The sequence below is a fragment of the Amycolatopsis sp. lyj-90 genome, from assembly GCF_046549035.1.
GTDB lineage: Bacteria > Actinomycetota > Actinomycetes > Mycobacteriales > Pseudonocardiaceae > Amycolatopsis.
Genome location: NZ_JAJPWP010000010.1, coordinates 281,861 through 300,938 on the forward strand (window position 1 = coordinate 281,861; position 19,078 = coordinate 300,938).

The window sequence follows — 19,078 nt, forward strand, 5'->3', positions numbered from 1 at the left end:
GTTTTGTCAGAAACCGTTTCGGGGCATGGCAACTCTGAGACGAGGGGTGCTCGAAAGATCCCCCCTGTGAGGGGCTAGTCTCGTGCCCCGAGTTGATCAGAACCCACAGGTCTTGACACGCTCGGTAGTTTTTTGACCAGCAACCTGGAAATGCTCACTCTTTCGGGTTAGCGTTCCGGTTCAGCAAAGTCACGTCACGGGAGGCACTCCGGTGCGGAACCCAGTTCATCTCCTGATGCGGTCGGCCCTGGCCTCGGCCAGGGTGGCGGCGGTCATCGCGGTCCCGGCCGCGCTGCTCGTCGCGGGCGCTGTCCCGGCGTCGGCCGCGGAGTCGACGTCGCGCGCGGAGATGGCGTTCGGTCTCTTGGGCCCGGTCGGCCTGATCGCCGTCGCGCTCGGCATCGTCGGCATGGCCTTCGGGGTGTTCCGGCAGCGCCGGAAGGCCCGCGCCGCGGCCAATGCCGCCCCCGTTCCCGTCCAGCCCACCGGCCCGGATGTCGCCGCGATGGCCGAGGCCGTCCTCGCCGAGCGCGACGCCCTCGCCCGCCCGCAGCGTCCCTGACCTGCGTCTTCTCGTCGCGGATCGCGTTTAGCCCGCTAAACGCGATCCGCCCCCCGGATCGCGATTAGCCCGCGAAAGGCGACGCGCTGGATTTGTTGAGTAGGGGCACCTAGTCCCGCCCGGATTGTTTAGGCGCTCGCTGATCGCCACGCTCGGGTGCATGACGGTGACGCGGCGTCGCAGCCGGCCCGGTGACCCCTTCCCGCGTGCCTTGGACCGGGCGATCACCGACAGCGGCCTTGGACTCGACCGGATCCGGCACCGGCTCGCCCAGCAGGGCGTCAAGGTCAGTGTCGCGACCCTGAGCTACTGGCGAACAGGAAGAAGCCGCCCCGAGCGGTGCGACTCCCTGAAGGCGGTCGCGCTGCTGGAGCGGCTCTTCGAACTACCTCACGGTTCCTTGTTGAACCGGCTGGGACCGCGTCGCCCCAGGGGGCGGTGGGGCGACGCGGGGGCCGGGTCAGACTCCGGAGTTGGTGCGGATCCAGCTGCGGAAGTAGGGGACGTCCACGTAGATCGACGGCCCGGTCGCGCAGGTGCTGCTGTTGTTCCCGGCGCGGCTCGTGGCGCCGACCAGCTGCCAGACACCGTTGACCTGCTTCACCTGCGGGCCGCCAGAGTCGCCGTAGCAGGCGCCCTTGTTCCCGCCGGGGTTGTTGGTGCAGATCTCGCTCGCGCCGCTGATGCCGAGACAACGGTTGTCGGCGACGATCGAGGTGTCCAGCTGCTGCAGGGTGACCGGGGCACCACAGCCGCCCTGCGGGGCGCAGGTCTGGCCCCAGCCGATGATCCGCGTCGCGGTGCCGACGGCCCCGGACGCGTCGGCGATCGTGACCGGCGCCTGCGAAACCGCCGTCGAGAGACGCAGCAGCGCCAGGTCGGCGCTCGGGTGGGCGATCCGCTGGGCCACGCGGGCCACGGTGCCGCCGCTGGTGCGGTTCGTGGTTCCGACCCGCACCTGGTACGGCGTGCCGCAGTGCTTCGCGGTGACCACCCAGGTCGAGCTGATCAATGACCCACCACACTGGTGCCCGCCGCCGCTCGACTGCTGGGACACCATGAACGAATAGACCTGCGTCGCGTTGCCGCCGCCGACGATGTTCGGCTGGACGCCGCCGGTGGGCTCGGCTGCCGTCGCGGCGCCGGGGAGCGTGAACACGGCCGCAGCCGCGATGGCCAAGCCCATCAGCAGGGATCGTGCCTTCATCTGGGTTCTCCTTCGGTGTGGCCGGAAGATCCGGTGCCATGAACGCTAGGAATCGGACACCGCGCCCAGAACCGTCGGAAGTATGTGGCGTTTAACCGTTTAGACCTTTCGGCCGGGGCGAGGCCGGATGACCCGCCGCGGCGTGGCCTGAGAGAATCCGGGCGTGTCCGACGAACTGAAGCGCCCGCGGGTGCTCTCCGGGATCCAGCCGACCGCCGACTCGTTCCACCTGGGCAACTACCTGGGTGCGCTGCGGCAATGGGTACGGCTGCAGGACACCCACGACACCTTCTACATGGTCGTCGACCTGCACGCGATCACCGTCGAGCAGGACCCGAAGGTGCTGCGGGACCGCACGCGCCGCTCGGCCGCGCAGCTGCTCGCGCTCGGCGTCGACCCGGCCCGCAGCGCGCTGTTCGTCCAGAGCCAGGTGCCCGAGCACGCCCAGCTGAGCTGGGTGCTGGAGTGCCAGACCGGGTTCGGCGAGGCGAGCCGGATGACGCAGTTCAAGGACAAGGCCGCGAAACAGGGCACGGATCGCGCCAGCGTCGGCCTGTTCACCTACCCGGTCCTGCAGGCCGCGGACATCCTGCTGTACCAGGCGAACGAGGTCCCCGTCGGCGAGGACCAGCGGCAGCACCTGGAGCTGACGCGCAACCTCGCGCAGCGGTTCAACAACCGCTACGGCAAGACGTTCACCGTGCCGGAGCCGCATATCGTCAAGGACACGGCGAAGATCTACGACCTGCAGGATCCGACCGCGAAGATGAGCAAGTCCTCGTCGACCGGCAACGGCCTCATCGAGCTGCTCGAAGACCCGAAGAAGTCGGCGAAGAAGGTCCGCTCGGCGGTCACCGACACCGGCCGCGAGATCGTCTTCGACACCGAGAACAAGCCGGGCGTCTCCAACCTGCTGACGATCCTCTCCGCGCTGACCGACCAGCCGGTCGCCGAACTCGAAACCGCCTTCGAGGGCAAGGGCTACGGCGACCTGAAGAAGGGCGTCGCCGAGGCGTTCGTCGACTGGGTCACTCCGGTCCAGGAACGCGTCCAGTCCTACATGGACGACGTCGCCGAGCTCGACAAGGCGCTGGCCCTCGGAGCGCAGCGGGCACGGGAAGTCGCTTCGGTGACTTTGCGGAACGTCTACGAGAACATCGGATTCCTTCCCCCGGCAGGCTGATTCGCGCTGCGAGCGTCGGTTGACGTGGTTAGCGTCAACAGGTGGCGAAAGATGACGGCGCGAAGCCGGACGAGGACAAGCTGCTACCGCGCTTGAGGCGGAAGTACGGCTGGCTCGATCACCTCATCCGGGCGAACGACGCCTTCACCGAGCGCTACGGCAACCATTACGCCGCGGCTATCACCTACTTCAGCGTGCTTTCGGTGATCCCGATCCTGATGGTCGCCTTCGCGGTCATCGGGCTCGTGGTCGCCGGCGATCAGACGGTGCTCAACCAGATCACCGACGGCATCAACAAATCGGTGCCCGACGGCCTGCGCGATCTGGTCGGCGGCATCGTCGGTGCGGCGCTGAAGTCCGGCGGCGGCATCGGGATCTTCGGTCTGGTGCTCGCGCTGTACTCCGGCGTCGGCTGGATGACGAACCTGCGTGACGCGCTGACCGCCCAATGGGGCCAGGAAAAGAAGCAGCTGCCGCTGGTTTCGACGACGATCAAGGACCTGCTGTCGCTGGTCGGGCTCGGCGTCGCGCTGGTGGTCTCGTTCGGTCTCACCGCGGCGGGCAGCGGCATCGGGCGGTTCCTGCTCGAACTGGTCGGTCTGCAGGACCAGAGCTGGGCCGTGTTCCTGCTGAAGGTCGCGACGATCCTGCTCGGTCTGCTCGCGAACACGCTGGTGTTCCTGTGGGTCATCGCGAGGCTTCCGCGCGAGCACGTCGCGCTGCGCAGCGCTGTCAAGGGCGCGATCTTCGCCGCCGTGGGGTTCGTCGTGCTCCAGCAGGGCGCGACCCTCTACCTCGGCAGCGTCACGAAATCACCGGCGTTCACCTTGTTCGGCCCGGTGATCGGCCTGCTGGTTTTCGCGAACCTGGTCTCGAGGTTCCTGTTGTTCGTCACCGCGTGGACCGCGACGGCGAAGGAGAACATGTCGACGGTCATCGAGCCGCCGGCCCCCGTGTCCATTCACCCGAGGGTGACCGTCCAGCAGGGGCCGGGGCTCGGTGCCGTCGGCGGGGCTTTCGCGACCGGAGCGCTTCTGGGCTGGCTCGGCCGCCGGAAGTCCTGACCGGCTACTGGCCGGGCTGCTGCGGAACCTGCTGGGCGACGGGCGCCGGCTCGGCCTGCGCGGCCTTGTTCTTGCGGACGAAGCCCGCGACGAGCAGGACGACACCGAGAACGCCGACGGCGATGCCGAGCACCGGCTGGTAGTCCTCGGCCCACATCAGCAGGACGAACTGACGGTCGGTGTAGGTCAGCGCGACCGAGCCGAAACCGAGCAGGATGAACAGGAACGCGAGTCTCTGCATGGAGAAAACACCTCGGAAATGAGTACGTGAAATCGGGGACACCCGCGGCCGTCCCCCGAACGGCTCGCAGGTGGAGACCGAAAGGTTAGCGGCCGGAGCCGTCGCTGTCCGCCGATTTCACGTTCCGGGCCGTTCAGTTCCCGGACAACGCCTTTTTGCGCTGGTGACCGATGACGAACGAAGCCACGATGATCAGGAAGACGACCAGGGTGATGATCCAGCCCGTCACTCCGAACGGGTCTTCCGCCGCGGCGGCGGCGCCGCTGTTCGATGTGCCGTCACCGTTCGGAGCGGGTTTGGCCACTTCCGGGTTCACGGCTTCCGCCGGTTTGTAGTCGATCCGCCCGACCGATTCGGCCTTGGCCTCGCGCAGCGCGATGCCGTAGTCGAGAAGTTTCGCGGCCTGTTCGGTGACCCGCGTCGGACGCTGCTCGGCGCGGAGCATCACGACCGCGACCCGGTGGCCGTTCTGGAGAGCGCCGCCGACGTAGGTGTGGCGCGAGTCGTCGGTGAAACCGGTCTTTCCGCCGAGGAATCCGGGATAAACGCCGAGGAGCTTGTTGTCGTTGTAGACCGTGATGACCGGCTTTCCCGCGGTGGGCGGGATTTCGAAGCTCTTGGTCTTGACCACCTTCGCGAATTCCGGCTGTTTCATCGCGTGGTGGAAGATCAGGCTCATGTCGTAGGCCGAGGTCGACATGCCGGGGCCGTCGAGCCCGGACGGCGTCGCGGCCCGCGTGTCCGTGGCGCCGATGCGGAGCGCCAACGCGTTCATCTTCGCGAGGGTGGCGTCGACACCACCGAGCACGGTGGAGAGCGCGTGCGCCGCGTCGTTGCCGGAATGCATCAGCAGCCCGTGCAGCAGTTGGTCCACTGTGTACTGACCGCCGGCGGCGATGCCGACACAGGTGCACTCCTGCTCGGCGTCCTCCTTGGTCGGGGTGATGACCTTGTTCGGCGGAAGCTCGGTGACCACGACCAGCCCGAGCAGGGTTTTGATCAGCGACGCCGGCCGCTGACGGGCGTGCGGGTCCTTCGCCGCGATGATGTCGCCGGTTTCGAGGTCCTGCAGCACCCAGGACGCGGCGGTGGATCCTTCGGGCGGGTTCAGCGCGCGCTTCGGGAGCACGAGTCCGCATTCGGCCATCCGGTCGCCACCCACCGGGACCGGCGGAACCGGCAACGGCTCCGGCACGACCTCGCCGGGGCGCGGCTTCTCGGAGGTGTCGATGGGCGCGGGAGGCGTCGTCTTGTTCGCGCACGGCTGCGCCTGGGCTGGTGGCTTCGGCGCGGCTGTGGCCACCGGCGTCACCGCGAGGGCGAGCACACCGGAAACGAGGACCATGAGCGACCGGGAGATAGCGCTGTGCACCCGAGCAATGTAGCGTCGCCGGGCCCGGTTCATACTCAGGGGCATGCGCATTTCGCGAGGTACTTCGATGTTCCTGCTGGGTTTCGGCGTGTGGTCGTGGATCATCTGGATCACGTTCGCCAAGAACCTCTGGGACAGCGACCGCGCCTGGGCCGCCGACGGCTCGCCCACCGCGTACTTCATCGTGCACGCGGTGTTGACGGTCGTCTCGTTCGTGCTCGGCACCATCATCGGTTTGATCGGTCTGCGCACGCTTCGTGGCGCCAAGTCACGGGACGCGGAAAAGGCTGACGCCTGATCGGGTTTGTCGTCCTTTTGACGGTGGTGGGCCCGGCGTCGGCTCCCTAACGTTCACCTCACCGAATCATGGAGGTGGAATGTCCCGGATCAGACGCCTGCTCGTCCCCGCGCTCGTCGCGGCGGCGGCGGGAAGTGTCTTCGCGGCCCCGTCGGCGAGTGCCGCGCCCGCACCGCAGTGCGACACCGCGAGCGCGCCGTTCAACTACGTGGTGCTCTACAACCCGCGTACCCCGGAGCGCAAGGTCGACACCGAGCTGCGCGCCAAGTGTGGCGAGAAGGTGGCGTACTACCCGGAGATCGGGGTCGCGGTGGCGACCTCGCGCAACGCCGACTTCCAGGCGAAGATCGGCGTTTTCCGCGCCTACTCGGGCGGCCGTGACGTGGCGTTCCCGCCGGCGGCCTCGGCCAGGTCGACCCGCTCCGCCGTGGTCGACACCAAGGAGAACGAAGAGACCACCAGCGTCGCCGCCGAAGAGGACCTGTCGGCGCAGCAGTGGGACATGCGGGCGATCCAGGCTCCCGAGGCCAACAAGGTCTCCGGTGGCAGCCGCTCGGTGACCGTCGGCGTGCTGGACTCGGGCATCGAGCCCACCCACCCCGCGCTGAAGGCGGCCCTGGACCCGAAGACGTCCGCGGGCTGCAACACGGGCGCCCCCGACACCACGCCCGCCGCCTGGGCGCCGACGACCTCCGACCACGGCACGCACGTCGCGGGCACGATCGCGGGCAAGGACACCGCGCGCGGCTTCACCGGCGTCGCCCCCGGCGTCAAGCTGGCCTCGGTGAAGGTCGTGAACGACGACGGCCTGATCCTCCCCGAAGCCGCCGTCTGCGGGTTCATGTGGGCCGCGAAGCACCGCTTCCCGGTGACGAACAACAGCTACTACATCGACCCGGGCATGTTCTACTGCTCGAAGGAGCCGGGCGACGCGGCCGCGTTCGAGGCCGTCCGCCGCGCGGTGACCTACTCGACCGGCCGCGGTGTCCTGAACGTCGCCGCCGCCGGCAACAGCGGCTTCGACCCGGACAAGCAGACCGTGGACCCGAACCGGCCGCACCCGGTCGACAAGAGCTGCGGGATCCTGCCCAAGGCCATCGACGGCGTCGTCAACGTCTCGGCCATCGGCTACGCGGGCTCGAAGTCGTCGTACAGCAACTACGGCAACGACGTTTCGGTCACCGCTCCCGGTGGCGACCGCGCTCAGCTGCCGCCCACCGGCCAGGGCGCCGGTTGCCCGCTGTCGACGATCTTCAACGGCGCCTACGGCACCAAGTGCGGCACCTCGATGGCGTCCCCGCACGCCGCCGGTGTCGCCGCGCTGCTCGCGTCCCGCTACCGCCACGCTCCGCCCGTCGCGCTGAGGTGGCTGCTGGAGCACCAGGCCGACACGATCGCTTGCGGCACCGCCGCGCCGGTCTGTGAAGGCCCGGCGAAGGACAACTCGTACTACGGCCACGGCCGCGTCAACGCTCTGGACGCGGTGAAGTAGTTCGGCTGTCACGGGGCCGGTCCACGTTCGTGGGCCGGCCCCGTTTCGTTTTCCTGGCCCTTTCGACTGCGTCCTCGCTACGTTGTGAACACCTTCGACAGTGGGGAGTTCACGATGTCGGTGTTCGGTCGGTTGGTTCCCGTGATGGTGGGCCTGGCGGTGCTCCCGCTCGTCAGCGCGCCTGCCGCGGTGGCGGCGCCTGTTCAGGCCTGTAGTGAGGAACCGCGGGAGCTGCCCATCAACGAGTTCACGGACTATCGCGAGATGGTGCGGGAACTCGGCAGGCTCGAGCGCGTGAGCAAGGGGCGGGTGGCGGTCAAGGAGGTCGGGCGGTCCACTCGCGGGCGGGTGATCCACCAGGCGAGCGTCGGGACCGGGCCGAAGGTCTTCGTGGTCTCCAGCGAGATCCACGGGAACGAGAAGACCGGCACCGACGCGCTGCTGCGCATCCTCGACTACCTCGGCACGTCGGAGTCGCGGGACGCCGAGCGGCTGCGGAAGACCATCACGTTCGTCGCGGTGCCGAAACTGAACCCGGACGGCGCCGAACTCGACCGGCGCGGCAACGACCTGTCGTGGACCGAGGTCCAGCAGCGGTTCCCGCAACTCAAGGACCGGCCGCCCGCCTGGAACTACCTCAGCGACGTCCTTCAGGGTGACGACTACCGGAAGCGTCCCGGGTTCGACGTCAACCGGGACTTCAACCCGGACCTGAACTACGTCCCGCGCGCGGAGGACTTCCCCGGTGCGCCGGACGAGCCGGGCTGGTTCATCACGCCCGAGGCGCGGGCGCTGCGTTCGGTGTACGTCGAGTTGACCGCGCGGCGCGGGAAGGTGCCTGACGTGTACGTCGATCTGCACCATCAAGGCGCATGCGTCCGGCAGGAGGGCAGCAACCGGTTCCTCGACGTCGGCATCGACTACCCGCCGCTGCCCGACAAGTTCTTCGAGCCCGGCCAGAAATACGCGAAGTATCGTGATGTGTACACAAAGGACGAATCGCGGCAGCTGGCGATCAGCGGGTTCAACGGGATGACGTCGCGCGGGTTCGTCGGGGCGCGTTATCCGCACGCGCCGGATCGCGATCTGCCGGGGCAGGCGCGGTGTGCGTTCGCCTTGAACGGGACGGGGACGGTGCTGTTCGAGGTGCGCGGCCAGACGCAGACGCTCGGGCAACAGCACCGGGAGCACTTCACGCGCGCGGTGATGGCGGGGCTGTACAACATGCTGCGGGACGTGAGCACGGGCGCTGTCGAGTACATCGATCCGGAGGCCTTCGACCGGCTGCCCGGTACCGCCGACTCCTCCGCACTCGCACCCGCACCGGCACGCGTGCTGGAGTAGGGGTTTCTGCCAGGATTGAAGTACATGAAGGCCCCCTTCCTTGCGTTAGGCGCAAGGAAGGGGGCCTTCATGTACTTCAGGCGGCAGTGGACAGGTGAATGTCTGGTCGGGGCCGGGCCGTCGCCACACCGTGTGCGGCGTTGAGGTCGGAGAGAACTCCCTCCGGGTCGTCTCGCAGACGCGAGGGCAGAGTCTGCACGACGATGAGGCCTGCCGCGGCATACCGTGTGTTTCGCTCGATGGTTCGTGCGTAGTCCGCCTTGCGGAAATGGAACTCGAACGAGTCGATTTCCCAAACGAGACCTATGTCCTCCCACAGAGCGTCGGGACGCCCGAGGTAGCGACCGGTGCTGTCGTAGATCGCCGCGTTCCAATGACTCGGTGGCGAGGGAAGACCTTGGGCGAGCAATTTGGCCCGCGATTCCGCCATGGAGCGGATGTCCACCCAGCCGGTCAACATGCGTCTCGGCACCGCGGTTCCTCGTTGTGTGCCATGGTCGAGTTCGCGCAGCAGAGCCTTCGGATGGCATCCGCCGTTTTGAATCGCTTCGATCAAGAGCGCGTCGACCTGCTCCGAGTGCTTGAGCCGGCGTGCCGTGTCGGTGGTGGCCCGGATCAAAGGCGCGAGTGGCACGCCATGGCGAAGGACCGGAGCCGGCATCCGGATCGTGCGTTCCATCGTCACGAAGCCGGTACTGCGGACCTTCCGCTCATGCGGGATGAGTAGATGCAGGCCCGGATCCGAAGGCATCGCAGCCCGACGCAGGCCGTGCCGCACACAGGCTTCGGTCCCGGTGACCACCGTGTCCGCTCCGCCGTGCAGGAGGCCGGCCGTCACGAGTTGCTCGGTCGTCGGTTCATTGCTGTGCAGCAGGATTATGCCCGGCAACAAGCGCTGCCATGGGCCGCCGGGCAGGCATCGGGTGTAGATCGTCCTGCTGCTCATCTCCAGGCATTCCAAGTCGGCTGCCCGAACGACACCGTTGCGACTTCTCTCCAGCAGCAGTTCGGGATGCTGAGCCCATCTCCCCCTTTTGGACATAAGGCCAGCATGAGTGCGGGACCGAGCACTTCACCAGAGCTGATTTGTCGACCTGTGGATAACTGCCCTGTTGTGGATAACTCCCTGCCAAGTACATGAAGGCCCCCTTCCTTGCGCCTAACGCAAGGAAGGGGGCCTTCATGTACTTGGAGCCAGGCGTTAGACGCGCTTGAAGAGCAGCGCGCGCTTAACCTCTTGGATCGCCTTGGTGACCTGGATGCCGCGCGGGCAGGCGTCGGTGCAGTTGAACGTCGTCCGGCAGCGCCAGACGCCTTCGGAGTCGTTCAGGATGTCGAGCCGCTCTTCGGCGCCTTCGTCACGCGAGTCGAAGATGAACCGGTGCGCGTTGACGATCGCGGCCGGGCCGAAGTACGAGCCGTCGTTCCAGTACACCGGGCACGAGGACGTGCAGCAGGCGCACAGGATGCACTTGGTCGTGTCGTCGAACCGGTCGCGGTCGGCCTGCGACTGGATCCGCTCGCGCGTGGGCTCGTTCCCGTAGGCGATCAGGTACGGCTTCACCGCACGGTATGCCTCGAAGAACGGGTCCATGTCGACGTAAAGGTCCTTGAGCGTCGTCAGGCCCTTGATCGGCGCGATGGTGATCGTGGTCTTCTTGCCGTTGGTCTCCAGCAGGTCCTTCATCAGGACCTTGCACGCCAAGCGGTTGATGCCGTTGATCTGCATCGCGTCGGAACCACAGACGCCGTGCGCGCACGACCGGCGGAACGAGAACGTCCCGTCGATGTAGTCCTTCACGTAGAAGAGCAGGTTCAGCAGCCTGTCGGTGCGCTGCGCCGGGACGTCGTAGGACTCCCAGTGCGGCTCGTTGTCGACCTCGGGGTTGAACCGCAGGATCTTCAGCGTGACGGTGATCGGCGTGTGGTCGGAGGACACGGCCTCCGACTTCTCGGGGGTGGCCGTGGTCATCAGTACTTCCGCTCCATCGGTTCGTAGCGGGTGAAGGTCACCGGCTTGTAGTCGAGACGGATGTCCGACGCCAGGCCTTCGCCCTGCTTGTAGGCCATGGTGTGCCGCATGAAGTTCGTGTCGTCGCGGTTCGGGTAGTCCTCGCGGGCGTGACCGCCGCGGGACTCCTTGCGCGCCAGGGCGCCGACGACGAGAACTTCGGCGAGTTCGAGCAGGAAGCCCAGTTCGACGGCTTCGAGGACGTCGGTGTTGTACCGCTTCCCCTTGTCCGACACGGTGATCCGGCCGTAGCGCTCCTTGAGCGCCTGCACGTCGGTCAGCGCCTGCTTCAGTGTGTCCTCGGTGCGGTACACGGAAGCGTGCGAGTCCATCGTCCGCTGCAGTTCGGTGCGGATGTCGGCGACGCGCTCGTCGCCGTGCTCCGAAAGCAGGCCCGAGAGCTGGTCTTCGACGATGGTGGTCGGGTTCTCCGGCAGCTCGACGAAGTCGTGTGCCAGCGCGTACTCGGCGGCCGCGATGCCCGCGCGACGCCCGAAGACGTTGATGTCGAGCAGCGAGTTGGTGCCGAGGCGGTTCGAGCCGTGCACGGACACGCACGCCACCTCACCCGCGGCGTACAGGCCGGGGATGACGTTCTCGTTGTCCCGCAACGCTTCGCCGTGGATGTTCGTCGGGATTCCGCCCATCACGTAGTGACAGGTCGGGAACACAGGCACCGGCTCGGTCACCGGGTCGACGCCCAGGTACGTCCGGGAGAACTCCATGATGTCCGGGAGCTTCGCGTTCAGCGTCTCTTCCGGGATGTGCGTGACGTCGAGGACGACGTAGTCCTTGTTCGGACCGCAACCGCGGCCCTGCAGCACTTCCTGCACCATCGACCGGGCGACGATGTCGCGCGGCGCGAGGTCCTTGATCGTCGGGGCGTAGCGCTCCATGAACCGCTCGCCGTCGGCGTTGCGGAGGATGCCGCCTTCACCGCGCACGGCCTCGGAGATGAGGATGCCGAGCCCGGCGAGACCTGTCGGGTGGAACTGGAAGAACTCCATGTCCTCCAGCGGCAGGCCCTTGCGGAAGATGATGCCGAGGCCGTCACCGGTGAGGGTGTGCGCGTTCGACGTCGTCTTGAAGATCTTGCCCGCGCCGCCGGTGGCGAACACGATCGACTTCGCCTGGAAGACGTGCAGCTCGCCGGTGGCCAGCTCGTAAGCGACGACGCCGGAGGCGACCGGGTTGCCGTTCTCGTCCGGGGTCAGCACCAGGTCGAGCACGTAGAACTCGTTGTAGAACTCGGTGCCGTGCTTGACGCAGTTCTGGTACAGCGTCTGCAGGATCATGTGCCCGGTGCGGTCCGCGGCGTAGCAGGCGCGGCGCACCGCGGCCTTGCCGTGGTCACGGGTGTGCCCGCCGAAGCGGCGCTGGTCGATCTTGCCCTCGGGCGTCCGGTTGAACGGCAGGCCCATCTTCTCGAGGTCGAGGACCGCGTCGATGGCTTCCTTCGCCATGATCTCGGCGGCGTCCTGGTCGACCAGGTAGTCGCCGCCCTTGATCGTGTCGAAGGTGTGCCACTCCCAGTTGTCCTCTTCGACGTTCGCCAGCGCGGCGCACATGCCGCCCTGCGCGGCGCCGGTGTGCGAACGCGTCGGGTAGAGCTTGGTGAGGACCGCGGTGCGCGTGCGCTGGCCGGACTCGATGGCCGCGCGCATGCCGGCGCCTCCGGCGCCGACGATCACCACGTCGTACTTGTGGAACTGCATTGAGGACTCCGCTTAACGTGTGGTGGGCGTCAGTTGGCCGAGATACCTGGGTCGAAGGTGAAGATCACCATCGTGCCGACGGCCAGGATGAGCACCATCGAGACGTAGAGCACGATCTTCAGCCAGAACCGGGTGCTGTCCTTGCGGGCGTAGTCGTCGATGATCGTGCGCAGCCCGTTGCCGCCGTGGATTTCGGCGAGCCACAGCATCGACAGGTCCCAGAACTGCCAGAACGGCGAAGCCCAGCGGCCGGCGACGAAGCCCCAGTTGATGCGGTGCACGCCGCCGTCGAGGATGTTCATGATGAACAGGTGGCCGAGCACCAGCACGATCAGGGCGAGGCCCGAGATGCGCATGAACAGCCAGCTGTAGAGCTCGAAATTGCTGCGGCGGGCGGCGGCGCGCTTCGGTGCGCGCGGGCGCTCGAGTGCGAGTTCAGCCATGGTCAGTGCCCCCCGAACATAACCTCGACGGTGCGCTTCATCATGAAGAAGGCACCGGGAATCATCACCACGACCCAGATGGCCAGGATGGTCCAGAGCATCGGCTTCTGGAACTTCGGTCCCTTCTCCCAGAAGTCGACCAGCATGACCCGGATGCCGTTGAGCGCGTGGAACAGCACCGCGCCGACCAGGCCGACCTCGAGGAGGTTGACCAGCGGGGTCTTGTAGGTCTCGATGACCTCGTTGTACGTGTCCGGCGACACGCGCACGAGCGCGGTGTCGAGGACGTGCACGAAGAGGAAGAAGAATGTCAGCACGCCGGTGATGCGGTGCAGCACCCAGGACCACATACCGGGGTCGCCCCGGTAGAAGGTCCCCTGCCGGCGTGAGGCACCCGCCCGATCGCTCGCGGCCGCCTCAGAGGCGGTGCTAGCCGTGGTGGACATCGGTGAACGGCCTCCAACGTCATGGCTTGGGCCCGCTGACCGCTGGTTTCCGCGCCTGCCGCCGGGTCGCCCACCTGGGGACGGCTCCGGCGACGGTGCCGAGATCATGGTCATCGAGCGTGGATAAAAGGGATGCTAGACCCGCTCCTCACGGTGGGCTCACCTCCGGGTTCGTCTGTGTGATGGACCAGACATCGAGGCCATCGCACGATCGAGTGACGGGGGACCGCGTAACTCACCAGTTCGTCCACTGTGGACGCGACGGTCGTCACAGGTCGCCCGCCGGATGGCCCTGAACGGTGCGTGACGATCTTCGGGCCTTCACGCGGCCAGGGGGCCGAGTACTGCCAGCAATGATCACCGTAAGTACTCCCTCCGTCGCGCGTACGACTCATGAGTAAACGTTTGTGTTACGTAGCGTGCCTTTCCTATGGCGGCTAAGCAGCCGTTAGGTACCGTCTCTCGGTCGAACCCGGCAGTGTCGCCGGGTCGTTTCTTCGGACCATCCGCTGGATCAGCGGGGAGGGAGACACACGTTGCGTCGCATGCGTGGAACCGCGCTGGCCGCCGTCACCATGGCCGGTGCACTCGCACTGACCGGGTGCGCGAAGGATTCCGGAGCGGGGAACAACAACAACGCGAGCACGGGGGACCAGTCCGCCAGCTGCGTGACCGCGCCGAAGCCGCCCGCCGCGGCCGCCGCCTCGAGCAGCACCCAGAGCGGTGAGAAGGTCGACGGCAGCAAGCTCAAGGTCGCGCTGGCCTTCGACGTCGGCGGTCGTGGCGACGCGTCGTTCAACGACTCCGCCGCCGCCGGCACCGACAAGGCCAAGGCCGAACTCGGCGTGACCGCGGTCAGTGAGAGCACCGCGGCGACATCCGAAGACGAGGCCGCCAAGTCGCAGCGTCTCGACCAGCTCGCCACCCAGGGGTTCAGCCCGATCATCGCGGTCGGCTTCGCCTACGCCAAGGCCGTCGGCGCCATCGCGCCGAAGTACCCGAACACCCAGTTCGCGATCGTCGACGACGACTCCGTCAAGGCCCCGAACGTCACCCCGCTGGTCTTCGCCGAGGAGCAGGGCTCGTTCCTGGCCGGTGTCGCCGCCGTCTACAAGTCGAAGAAGTGCCACGTCGGCTTCGTCGGTGGCGTGAACACGCCGCTGATCCAGAAGTTCGAGGCCGGCTTCCTGCAGGGCGTGAAGGCCGCTTCGTCCAAGGCCGTCATCGAGGACGAGTACCTCACCCCGGCCGGCGACTTCTCCGGGTTCCAGGACCCGGCGAAGGGCAACGTCAAGGCCGCCGCGCAGATCGCCAAGGGCGCGGACGTGGTCTACCACGCCGCCGGAGCCTCCGGTAAGGGCGTTTTCGAGGCCGCGAAGACCAACAACGCGCTCGCCATCGGCGTCGACTCCGACCAGTTCAACCAGAAGACGGTCGAGGCGTCGAAGGACGTCATCATCACCTCGATGCTCAAGCGTGTCGACGTGGCGGTGTTCGACTACCTGCGCGCGCTGGCCAAGGGTGACCTGACGTCGCTGCCGAAGCGCTTCGACCTCAAGGTCGACGGCGTCGGCTACGCCACCTCCGGCGGCAAGATCGACGACATCAAGGACGTGCTCGACGGCTACAAGGCGCAGATCGTCTCCGGGGCGATCACCGTCTCGGACAAGCCGCAGAAGTAAGCTCCACCAGACAGCGGGGCTCGGGAGGGTAACCCTTCCGAGCCCCCACCTGTTTTGTCTCCCAGAACTGGATGGCTTTTCATGAGCGCTCCCCAGGCCGAGGTCACCGACGCCCCCGACCGGGGTGAACCGGCCGTGCAGCTGACCGGGATCACCAAACGATTCCCGGGTGTGGTGGCCAACTCCGACGTCAACCTCACCGTCGCCAAGGGCGAGGTGCACGCCGTCTGCGGCGAGAACGGCGCCGGCAAGTCCACCCTGATGAAGATCCTCTACGGCATGCAGCAGCCGGACGAGGGCAGCATCGCGATCAACGGTTCACCGGTGAAACTGCGCAACCCGCAGGACGCCATGCGAGCCGGTATCGGGATGGTCCACCAGCACTTCATGCTGGCCGACAACCTGACCGTCGGGGAGAACGTCTTCCTCGGCGCCGAGGGCCTGCACGGCATCGGCCGCGCGGCCAAGGCGAAGCTAGGGAAGCTGGCCGAGCAGGTCGGCCTGCACGTCCGCCCGGACACGCTGCTCGAAGAACTCGGCGTCGCCGATCGCCAGCGCGTGGAGATCGTGAAGGTGCTCTACCGCGGCGCGCGGATCATCATCCTCGACGAGCCGACGGCGGTGCTCGTGCCGCAGGAGGTCGACGCGCTGTTCGAGACGGTCCGCGGCATGCAGGCGGAGGGTTTCACCTTCCTTTTCATCTCGCACAAGCTCGACGAGGTGCGCGCGATCGCCGACACGGTCACCGTGATCCGCCGCGGCACCACCGTCGGCACGGCCGATCCGAAGGCGATCACCTCGCGTCAGCTGGCCGAGATGATGGTCGGTTCGGAACTGCCCAGCCCGGAGACCCGCGAGTCCACCGTGACCGACCGGCCCGTGCTGCGCCTGGACGACGTCTGCCTGAGCGTCGAGGGTTCCGAGCGGAACGTGCTCGACCACATCTCCTTCACCGTGCACGCGGGTGAGGTGCTCGGCATCGCCGGTGTCGAAGGCAACGGCCAGACCGAACTCGTCGAAACGATCATGGGCATGCGCAAGGGCGGCGGCCGGATCGAACTCGTCGACACCGACGGCAAGGCCGTCGAACTGCACAAACTGGGGACGCTCGCCCGCCGCGAGGCAGGCATCGGCTACATCGCCGAAGACCGCACGCGGCACAGCCTCCTGCTCACCCAGCCGTTGTGGGTCAACCGGATCCTCGGCTACCAGACCCGGAAGCCGGTCGCGAAAGGCCAGCTTCTCGACATCCTCGGCGCACGCCAGGACACCAGCCGCATCGTCGAGCAGTACGACGTCCGCACGCCGGGCATCGACGTCCCGGCCGCCGCGCTTTCGGGTGGCAACCAGCAGAAGCTGATCGTCGGCCGCGAGCTCTCCGGGAACCCGGTGCTGCTGATCGCTTCGCATCCGACGCGCGGTGTCGACGTCGGCGCGCAGGCGCTGATCTGGGAACAGATCCGCCAGGCGCGCGCGGCCGGGCTGGCCGTGCTGCTGGTGTCGGCCGACCTCGACGAGCTGATCGGGCTGTCCGACACCATCCAGGTCATGCTCCGCGGGCGGCTGGTCGGCGAGGCCGACCCCGCGACCGTGACGCCGCAGCAACTGGGCTCCGCGATGACCGGGGCTTCCGAAGATTCCGATGAAGAAGGTGTGTCGTGAGTTCCTGGCGTACGAGGCTGCTGCCGCCTCTGCTCGCGATCGTTTTCGCCGTCATCCTGACCGCGATCGCGCTGATCATCTCGGGCGCGAATCCGCTCGAGGCATACGGCACCATGATCGGCCAGCTGTTCAAGGGCTCGACGGCGATCGACACGATCAACCTCGCGACCGTGTACTACCTGTCCGGTCTCGCGGTGGCCATCGGCTTCCAGATGAACCTCTTCAACATCGGTGTCGAGGGCCAGTACCGGTTCGCCGCCATCGTCACCGCCATCATCGGCGGAGCGCTGAAGCTGCCGCCGGTGATCCACGTGCTGGCGATCCTCGTCGTCGCGGTGGCCAGCGGCATGCTCTACGCGGCCATCCCGGCCGTGCTGAAGGTGACCCGCGGTGTTTCCGAGGTCATCTCGACGATCATGCTGAACGCGATCGTCGGTGGCATCGTGGCGTTCCTGGTCAACGCCGACCAGTTCGGCGTGCAGACCGGCAACAACATCGCCACCCGCGAGATCGCCGAAACCGGCCGGATCCCGGGTATCCCGATCGGCTCCGGTGAGCTGTTCGGGTTCGTGTTCATCGCGATCCTGATCGGCGCCGCCTACTGGTTCATGCTCAACCGGACCCGCTTCGGTTTCGAGCTGAAGGCCTCCGGCGAATCGACGACGGCGGCCGCCGCGGGCGGCGTGAACGCCAAGAAGATGACGCTGATCGCGATGCTGCTTTCCGGCGGTGTCGCCGGTCTGATCGCGATGCCGGAACTGCTCGGCCGCGACTTCACCTACGGCATCACCTCGACCCAGATGTACGGCTTCACCGGCATCGCGGTTGCCCTGCTCGGGCGCAACCACCCGGCGGGGATCGCGCTGGGCGCCCTGCTGTGGGCGTTCCTCGACCGGTCCGCCGTTTCGCTGGAGCAGATCAACGTGTCCAAAGAGATCGCAGTGATCATGCAGGGCGTGATCGTGCTGTCGGTCGTCATCGCGTACGAGATCGTGCGCCGCGCGGACCTGGCCGCCGAACAGCGACGCGTCGGTCGCGCGCTGGCGGGTAAGGGTTCCAGCGTGTCCGAGGGAGGTGCGGTGTGACCACCGCGGACGTTCTTTCGCCCAACTCGGGCGGGACCACCATGCCGGTGAAACGGCAGAAGCGCCGTCTTCCCGGCTGGGCCAAGGGCGCCATCTGGGGCCTGCTCGCGATCGGCGTGCTTTCGGCCGCTTCGTACGCCACCGGCGTCAACACGCTGACCTCGACCAACACCGCGCACACCGCGCTGCGGCTGGCGTTGCCGATCCTGCTGTGCGCGCTCGGCGGCCTCTGGGCCGAACGCGCGGGCGTGATCAACATCGGCCTCGAAGGCATGATGATCCTCGGCACCTGGGGTGCCGCTTGGGGCGCGTACTACGGCGGTGTCTGGTGGGGTCTGGTCGCGGCGATCGTGTTCGGCGCGCTCGGCGGCCTGCTGCACGCCGTCGCGACGGTGACCTTCAACGTCAACCACATCGTCTCCGGTGTGGCGATCAACCTGCTCGGTCTCGGCGTCGCGAAGTACCTCGCGAACCTGGTGTTCACCCCGCTTTCGGGGAACCCGCGCCAGTCGCCGCCGGTCCCGAAGTTCGACACCTACTCGGCGACGTTCCTCTCGGACTGGCTTTCGGACCTGGAGAAGATGCAGCGTGTCTTCCTGTCCGACCTCGCCGGGGTCGTCAACGGCCTGATCACCGAGGTGGCGCCGCTGACGATGATCGCGATCGCGCTCGTCCCGATCAGCTACCTCGTGCTGTGGCGGACGCGGTTCGGCCTGCGGCTGCGGTCGTGCGGTGAGAACCCGGTGGCGGCCGAGTCCCTCGGCGTCAACGTGTACGCGCACAAGTACGTCGCCATGATCATCTCCGGCGGGCTCGCGGGGATGGGTGGTGCGTCGCTCGTGCTGCTCGCCGGCGGGGCGGACTACCTGGAGAACCAGACCAACAACCGCGGTTACATCGGTCTCGCGGCGATGATCTTCGGCAACTGGCGGCCGGGTGGCCTGCTCGGCGGCGCGGCGCTGTTCGGTTACGCGGACGGGCTCCAGCTTTCCGGTGGCGGGACCGCGGTGCTCGCGCTGCTGTACGGCGCGGTGATCCTGCTCGCCGTGATCGTGGTCGTGCAGTTGTTCCGCCGTCAGTGGATCGCTTCCGCGCTCGGTGTCGCCGGCGCCGGTCTGCTGTACGCGATCTACTGGACCAACGACGACCTGTCGGGCGACCTCATCCCGTACACCGCGCACTTCGTGACGCTGATCGTGCTGGCCGTCGCTTCGCAGCGGCTACGGCCGCCCAAGGCGGACGGCGCACTGTACCGGCGAGGTGAGGACTGA

The 19,078-nt window shown here is 67.2% G+C and carries 18 protein-coding genes; 10 read left to right on the plus strand and 8 right to left on the minus strand.

The annotated features are described in order from the left end of the window. Nucleotides 1–235: 235 nt before the first annotated feature. A complete protein-coding gene (locus ACLJPX_RS34435) occupies nucleotides 236–562 on the plus strand; it encodes a hypothetical protein (protein ID WP_410604617.1) in 327 nt (108 codons plus the stop codon). Nucleotides 563–1,022: 460 nt separating this feature from the next. Here the strand turns inward: ACLJPX_RS34435 and ACLJPX_RS34440 are convergent, their stop codons facing one another. Then, nucleotides 1,023–1,769 (minus strand): S1 family peptidase, encoded by a 747-nt coding sequence (locus tag ACLJPX_RS34440; protein ID WP_410604536.1) that lies wholly within the window; start codon nucleotides 1,767–1,769, stop codon nucleotides 1,023–1,025. A gap of 163 nt (nucleotides 1,770–1,932) precedes the next feature. Between ACLJPX_RS34440 and trpS the strand changes: the two genes are divergently transcribed. Both trpS and ACLJPX_RS34450 read left to right on the plus strand, forming a co-directional pair. After that, nucleotides 1,933–2,952, plus strand: coding sequence for a tryptophan--tRNA ligase (gene trpS, locus ACLJPX_RS34445; protein WP_410604537.1), 1,020 nt, complete (start codon nucleotides 1,933–1,935; stop codon nucleotides 2,950–2,952). Nucleotides 2,953–2,993: 41 nt separating this feature from the next. Beyond that, entirely contained in the window at nucleotides 2,994–4,016 is a 1,023-nt protein-coding gene (locus tag ACLJPX_RS34450) for a YhjD/YihY/BrkB family envelope integrity protein (RefSeq protein WP_410604538.1), read from the plus strand. Between the two features lie 4 nt (nucleotides 4,017–4,020). On the opposite strand, the gene ACLJPX_RS34455 is transcribed toward ACLJPX_RS34450, so the two are convergent. Together ACLJPX_RS34455 and ACLJPX_RS34460 are read right to left on the minus strand one after the other, a co-directional pair. Then, nucleotides 4,021–4,257, minus strand: a complete 237-nt coding sequence (locus tag ACLJPX_RS34455; protein WP_410604539.1) for a hypothetical protein — start codon at nucleotides 4,255–4,257, stop codon at nucleotides 4,021–4,023. Nucleotides 4,258–4,390: 133 nt separating this feature from the next. Further along, nucleotides 4,391–5,629 (minus strand): D-alanyl-D-alanine carboxypeptidase family protein, encoded by a 1,239-nt coding sequence (locus ACLJPX_RS34460; protein WP_168214494.1) that lies wholly within the window; start codon nucleotides 5,627–5,629, stop codon nucleotides 4,391–4,393. Between the two features lie 43 nt (nucleotides 5,630–5,672). Here ACLJPX_RS34460 and ACLJPX_RS34465 point away from each other — a divergent pair, with 43 nt between their 5' ends. From ACLJPX_RS34465 to ACLJPX_RS34475, 3 genes are all read left to right on the plus strand, one after another. Continuing rightward, the gene (locus ACLJPX_RS34465; protein ID WP_026467335.1) at nucleotides 5,673–5,927 is read left to right on the plus strand and encodes an SCO4848 family membrane protein; all 255 of its coding nucleotides are present in this window, start codon (nucleotides 5,673–5,675) and stop codon (nucleotides 5,925–5,927) included. Nucleotides 5,928–6,006: 79 nt separating this feature from the next. Further along, nucleotides 6,007–7,419, plus strand: coding sequence for a S8 family peptidase (locus ACLJPX_RS34470; RefSeq protein WP_410604540.1), 1,413 nt, complete (start codon nucleotides 6,007–6,009; stop codon nucleotides 7,417–7,419). 114 nt (nucleotides 7,420–7,533) lie between these two features. Next, the gene (locus ACLJPX_RS34475) at nucleotides 7,534–8,763 is read left to right on the plus strand and encodes a M14 family zinc carboxypeptidase (RefSeq protein ID WP_410604541.1); all 1,230 of its coding nucleotides are present in this window, start codon (nucleotides 7,534–7,536) and stop codon (nucleotides 8,761–8,763) included. A gap of 76 nt (nucleotides 8,764–8,839) precedes the next feature. Here ACLJPX_RS34475 and ACLJPX_RS34480 read toward each other — a convergent pair whose 3' ends face one another. The 5 genes from ACLJPX_RS34480 to sdhC form a co-directional block, all read right to left on the minus strand. Beyond that, on the minus strand, nucleotides 8,840–9,805 hold the full coding sequence (locus ACLJPX_RS34480) for a hypothetical protein (RefSeq protein ID WP_410604542.1): 966 nt from the start codon (nucleotides 9,803–9,805) through the stop codon (nucleotides 8,840–8,842). Between the two features lie 159 nt (nucleotides 9,806–9,964). Continuing rightward, entirely contained in the window at nucleotides 9,965–10,735 is a 771-nt protein-coding gene (locus tag ACLJPX_RS34485) for a succinate dehydrogenase iron-sulfur subunit (RefSeq protein WP_410604543.1), read from the minus strand. Further along, complete coding sequence (gene sdhA / locus ACLJPX_RS34490; RefSeq protein WP_410604544.1) at nucleotides 10,735–12,489, minus strand: succinate dehydrogenase flavoprotein subunit; 1,755 nt, start codon at nucleotides 12,487–12,489, stop codon at nucleotides 10,735–10,737. Before sdhA ends, ACLJPX_RS34485 begins: the two co-directional genes overlap by 1 nt. 29 nt (nucleotides 12,490–12,518) lie before the next feature. Further along, nucleotides 12,519–12,932, minus strand: a complete 414-nt coding sequence (locus tag ACLJPX_RS34495) for a succinate dehydrogenase hydrophobic membrane anchor subunit (protein ID WP_005165555.1) — start codon at nucleotides 12,930–12,932, stop codon at nucleotides 12,519–12,521. A gap of 2 nt (nucleotides 12,933–12,934) precedes the next feature. Next, nucleotides 12,935–13,378 (minus strand): succinate dehydrogenase, cytochrome b556 subunit, encoded by a 444-nt coding sequence (gene sdhC, locus ACLJPX_RS34500; RefSeq protein WP_101612306.1) that lies wholly within the window; start codon nucleotides 13,376–13,378, stop codon nucleotides 12,935–12,937. A gap of 545 nt (nucleotides 13,379–13,923) precedes the next feature. Between sdhC and ACLJPX_RS34505 the strand changes: the two genes are divergently transcribed. From ACLJPX_RS34505 to ACLJPX_RS34520, 4 genes are all read left to right on the plus strand, one after another. Further along, nucleotides 13,924–15,060, plus strand: coding sequence for a BMP family protein (locus ACLJPX_RS34505; RefSeq protein ID WP_101612307.1), 1,137 nt, complete (start codon nucleotides 13,924–13,926; stop codon nucleotides 15,058–15,060). An 81-nt stretch (nucleotides 15,061–15,141) separates the two neighbouring features. Then, nucleotides 15,142–16,722, plus strand: a complete 1,581-nt coding sequence (locus ACLJPX_RS34510) for an ABC transporter ATP-binding protein (RefSeq protein ID WP_410604545.1) — start codon at nucleotides 15,142–15,144, stop codon at nucleotides 16,720–16,722. Continuing rightward, nucleotides 16,719–17,807, plus strand: coding sequence for an ABC transporter permease (locus ACLJPX_RS34515; RefSeq protein WP_410604546.1), 1,089 nt, complete (start codon nucleotides 16,719–16,721; stop codon nucleotides 17,805–17,807). Before ACLJPX_RS34510 ends, ACLJPX_RS34515 begins: the two co-directional genes overlap by 4 nt. Continuing rightward, nucleotides 17,804–19,078 carry an ABC transporter permease gene (locus ACLJPX_RS34520; RefSeq protein ID WP_168214495.1) on the plus strand — a complete coding sequence of 425 codons (1,275 nt, stop codon included), beginning with the start codon at nucleotides 17,804–17,806 and terminating at the stop codon, nucleotides 19,076–19,078. The genes ACLJPX_RS34515 and ACLJPX_RS34520 overlap by 4 nt, the downstream gene beginning before the upstream one ends.

Bases quoted from the DNA above. Each gene is read 5' to 3' on its own strand.
- ACLJPX_RS34435 (WP_410604617.1), top strand. From the start codon at position 236: ATGCGGTCGGCCCTGGCCTCGGCCAGGGTGGCGGCGGTCATCGCGGTC.
- ACLJPX_RS34440 (WP_410604536.1), bottom strand. From the start codon at position 1,769: ATGAAGGCACGATCCCTGCTGATGGGCTTGGCCATCGCGGCTGCGGCC.
- ACLJPX_RS34455 (WP_410604539.1), bottom strand. From the start codon at position 4,257: ATGCAGAGACTCGCGTTCCTGTTCATCCTGCTCGGTTTCGGCTCGGTC.
- ACLJPX_RS34465 (WP_026467335.1), top strand. From the start codon at position 5,673: ATGCGCATTTCGCGAGGTACTTCGATGTTCCTGCTGGGTTTCGGCGTG.
- ACLJPX_RS34470 (WP_410604540.1), top strand. From the start codon at position 6,007: ATGTCCCGGATCAGACGCCTGCTCGTCCCCGCGCTCGTCGCGGCGGCG.
- ACLJPX_RS34475 (WP_410604541.1), top strand. From the start codon at position 7,534: ATGTCGGTGTTCGGTCGGTTGGTTCCCGTGATGGTGGGCCTGGCGGTG.
- ACLJPX_RS34480 (WP_410604542.1), bottom strand. From the start codon at position 9,805: ATGTCCAAAAGGGGGAGATGGGCTCAGCATCCCGAACTGCTGCTGGAG.
- ACLJPX_RS34485 (WP_410604543.1), bottom strand. From the start codon at position 10,735: ATGACCACGGCCACCCCCGAGAAGTCGGAGGCCGTGTCCTCCGACCAC.
- sdhA (WP_410604544.1), bottom strand. From the start codon at position 12,489: ATGCAGTTCCACAAGTACGACGTGGTGATCGTCGGCGCCGGAGGCGCC.
- ACLJPX_RS34495 (WP_005165555.1), bottom strand. From the start codon at position 12,932: ATGGCTGAACTCGCACTCGAGCGCCCGCGCGCACCGAAGCGCGCCGCC.
- sdhC (WP_101612306.1), bottom strand. From the start codon at position 13,378: ATGTCCACCACGGCTAGCACCGCCTCTGAGGCGGCCGCGAGCGATCGG.
- ACLJPX_RS34505 (WP_101612307.1), top strand. From the start codon at position 13,924: ATGCGTGGAACCGCGCTGGCCGCCGTCACCATGGCCGGTGCACTCGCA.
- ACLJPX_RS34510 (WP_410604545.1), top strand. From the start codon at position 15,142: ATGAGCGCTCCCCAGGCCGAGGTCACCGACGCCCCCGACCGGGGTGAA.